The organism is Kitasatospora sp. NPDC091257, from assembly GCF_044757675.1.
GTDB lineage: Bacteria > Actinomycetota > Actinomycetes > Streptomycetales > Streptomycetaceae > Kitasatospora > Kitasatospora lactacystinica.
Genome location: NZ_JBIVVI010001105.1, coordinates 1 through 3,052, shown reverse-complemented (window position 1 = coordinate 3,052; position 3,052 = coordinate 1). Strand labels below are relative to the sequence as shown.

At 67.9% G+C, this 3,052-nt stretch carries 5 protein-coding genes; 3 read left to right on the top strand and 2 right to left on the bottom strand.

Annotated elements, in window-relative coordinates; all coding sequences use genetic code 11:
- On the bottom strand, positions 1 to 742 hold a 742-nt coding region (locus ACIQOV_RS34960; RefSeq protein ID WP_401054876.1), incomplete at its 3' end, for an ATP-binding protein.
- 399 nt (positions 743 to 1,141) lie between these two features.
- Between ACIQOV_RS34960 and ACIQOV_RS34955 the strand changes: the two genes are divergently transcribed.
- The 3 genes from ACIQOV_RS34955 to ACIQOV_RS34945 all read left to right on the top strand — a co-directional run bounded on the left by ACIQOV_RS34955 (position 1,142) and on the right by ACIQOV_RS34945 (position 2,798).
- On the top strand, positions 1,142 to 1,987 hold the full coding sequence (locus ACIQOV_RS34955) for a helix-turn-helix transcriptional regulator (protein WP_331768716.1): 846 nt from the start codon (positions 1,142 to 1,144) through the stop codon (positions 1,985 to 1,987).
- A complete protein-coding gene (locus tag ACIQOV_RS34950) occupies positions 1,984 to 2,205 on the top strand; it encodes a DUF397 domain-containing protein (protein ID WP_331768715.1) in 222 nt (73 codons plus the stop codon). Before ACIQOV_RS34955 ends, ACIQOV_RS34950 begins: the two co-directional genes overlap by 4 nt.
- A 179-nt stretch (positions 2,206 to 2,384) precedes the next feature.
- Positions 2,385 to 2,798: a hypothetical protein gene (locus ACIQOV_RS34945; RefSeq protein ID WP_401054875.1), complete on the top strand. Its 414-nt coding sequence runs from the start codon at positions 2,385 to 2,387 to the stop codon at positions 2,796 to 2,798.
- A gap of 30 nt (positions 2,799 to 2,828) precedes the next feature.
- Here ACIQOV_RS34945 and ACIQOV_RS34940 read toward each other — a convergent pair.
- A partial coding sequence (locus tag ACIQOV_RS34940) for an integrase core domain-containing protein (RefSeq protein WP_401054874.1) occupies positions 2,829 to 3,052 on the bottom strand: 224 nt, incomplete at its 5' end.

Genomic DNA, 3,052 nt, shown 5'->3' with positions numbered 1-3,052 from the left:
GTGTCCGGGCCTGCCCTCTCCCGGAGGGAGCGAGGGAAGCGGCCCTGGACGCGGTGAGCGTGCGCGCCCCGTGCGGGCGGGGCGGTGCTCTTCCGCCACCCGCCGCCGTGTTGCTCCCGGGGCGGGTGTTCCGGAGTCCGGTGGCATCAGGGTGCGAGGCAGCAGGTGCTACCGGAGGCCTACACGGTGCCGGGCACGCCGGTATTCGGTCGAGCGCCGGCTGCCCGGGCAGCCGGCCCACGGCGGGCCGAGGCCGGAACTCCCGCACGAGCGCGTCCGCGCGCGGTGCCGCGACCCGCAGATGGACCTGCTCGCCCAGGGTGGCCGCCGGACGCGCCTGCTCGGGAAGCCCGATCTCGGCCCAGATCTCCTTGCCGCCGTCGGGGAGCTCTTCGACGCCGAACCGGGACACGACCGCCGTGACGAGCATCAGCCCGCGGCCGCAGGTCGCCTCGTCGGTGGCCGACCGGTACTCGGGGCGGCCGAGCCCCGGGTCGGTCACGGATACCCGCAGCACACCCGTGTCGTACCGCAAGTACGCGGTCAGCATCACGTCCGGCCGCTCGCCACCACAGCCGTGCACGACGGCGTTCGTGCCGAGTTCGGACAGCACGAGCTGCACATCGCCCAGCACGGCGTCCTGCTGACGACCGTCCAGGCCGAGCGTCGGCAGCACCGTCCTCGCCCAGCGGCGGAGATCGCCGATCCGTTCCCGTTCGGCAGGGAACTCGATGTCGGCCATGAGGCGGGTGTCCGGCTCCCGGGCCTCGTCGGTGGAACCTTCACTGCTTGCGGCATACACGGCATACCTCCGCTGGGAGCCACCCGTCGAGGCTCTCGGCAGGTGTTCGGGGAAGCGGTCAACCGACCGCACGACGCGGCAAGGTGTCTCGCTCGCCGTCGTTCTACGCGTGCTCAGGCGTCACAGCCGCCGGTCACTCACCGAAGGCGAGTCCCTGCGGTCCGTGACATTGAGCATGACGGCTGACCCGACGTCAATGCAAGCTCATCCATGAGATTTGTGAATTCTCATTTGGTGATGAGAGTTGCTGCTCCATCGAACAGGGAGCTGCTGGCGACCCACTCGACTGACGGGGCACACTGGCCACCCAGGCCTGGATAGCGAGAATTGGGGGTACCCATGGCGGAAGCTACGGTTCGGCAGCGTCAACTCGGCCGCCAGCTCCGTACGATCAGAGAGACGCGTCACCTCACGCTGGAGGACGTCGAGCAGGCCACGGGCATCACCAGCGCGAAGTTGTCACGGATAGAGCTGGCCAGGTCGGCTGCCAAGCCGGCCGATGTCCGGGTGCTGGCTCAGATGTACGAGTGCGACGAGCAGCTTGTCGAGTCGCTTGTGGCAGTCGCCCGGGATGGGAAGAAGCGCGGGTGGTGGCTCAACTACGGGGAGGTCCTGTCGCCATGGCTGGCCGACCAGATCAGCCTTGAGGAAGACGCCACCACGTTCCGGACCTACCAGGTACAGCTCATCCCGGGCCTGTTCCAGACGGCGGGCTACGCTCGCGCGGTCCACACGCGGCTGGCGATCGGGGCGACTTCGGAGGACGTGGAGGCGCGCGTCCGGGTCCGAAGGGAACGTCAGGCCATCCTCACCCAGCCCAAGCCGGTGGAGATGCAGGCGGTCATCCACGAGACAGCGATTCGCAGTCTGGTCGGGGGCGCTCAGACGATGCGCGAACAGTTGGAGAAGTTGCTTGAGCTCGCGGCGCTTCCCAACATCACCATCCAGGTGATGCCGTCGGAGACCGGTGTCCACCAGGGCATGAACGGCCCGTTCTCCGTCCTCGGATTCCCCAACGGCAATCTCGACGTCGTGCTGCTCGAGGGGCTTCTGACCAGCGAGTGGGTCGAGGAACCCGAGCGTGTCACCGTCTTCGACCGAGCGTTCCGCGACATCGTCGCCGAGGCCTGGTCACTCGACCAGTCGCTCGAGTTCATCACCGCACAGAAAGACAGGCTGAAGTGACATTCGTTCCCAACTCCACCACCCTGACGGTCAGGTGGAAGAAGAGCACTCACAGCGGCGGCAACGGCGACTGCCTTGAGATGGCCACCAGCGGAGACATCCGATACGTACGCGACTCGAAGGACCCCACAGGCCCCGCGCTGGCCTTCAGCGCTGCAGCCCACAGCTCCTTCATCGCTGCCGCAGCAACCGGCATGTTCAACTTCGATCTCATCTGACCCGTGCGGCACCATGGTCCGGCGCGGGAAGTGCGCCGGACCATGGTGCCGTTCCACCCATGGCCGCAGCCGACGAACAGCCTCGGACCCAGCAGCTGGCGAACTGCGGCCAGAACGGTCCTTTCCTTGTCCGGCGCGATCCCGTGTTCGTCCCAACGCTGCTGCGGGACTGCAGGTTCGTGAAGCTACTGCACGAGTTCCATGCTGCGGACGAGCCCGGAGAGGGCAGCGGCCTGGGAAGGCACTCCGACCTGGACGAGCTCAGTGACCAGGGCGCGGCTCATGGGGTCGGCGTACACGTAGTGTGGAGCGCCCTGATGCTCCGCGACAATCCGGTCGCCTTCACCTGGCGGGCGCTGCGCGACGCGGTCACCGCGGCCCGCGCCAAGGTCCGCGACTCCCGCACCGACGGCCTGCACCGCGCCCTGCCTGACTGGCCCGCCGACGCCGCGCTCCTCCACGAGCGGCTCGGCATGGAACCCAAAGCGGCAGCGGCCCTGATGGGCTTGGGCGAACCGGAGCTGCACGTCCAGCTCAAGGCGGCCCACAGGATGCTGGCCGGCCTCGATAACAGCCGGGACGGAGTCGCCTGACACCCATCCCTCGAACGCCACTTTACGGCTTCAGTTCGACGAGTAGGTGTTCTGTCCCGTGAGGTTGGGGATGCGGCTTGCGGGTGGTTGGCCTGCGAGTGCGGTGTGTCCGCGGTGGTGATTGTAGGCGTGGAGCCTGGCGGGGTAGGCGTCGCGGGGTTCCTGTTCGGTGCGGTAGGGGCGTGCGTAGGCCCATTCGTCGAGCAGGGTGCGGTTGAAGCGTTCGACCTTGCCGTTGGTCTGGGGGCGGTAGG

Bases quoted from the DNA above. Each gene is read 5' to 3' on its own strand.
- ACIQOV_RS34955 (WP_331768716.1), top strand. From the start codon at position 1,142: ATGGCGGAAGCTACGGTTCGGCAGCGTCAACTCGGCCGCCAGCTCCGT.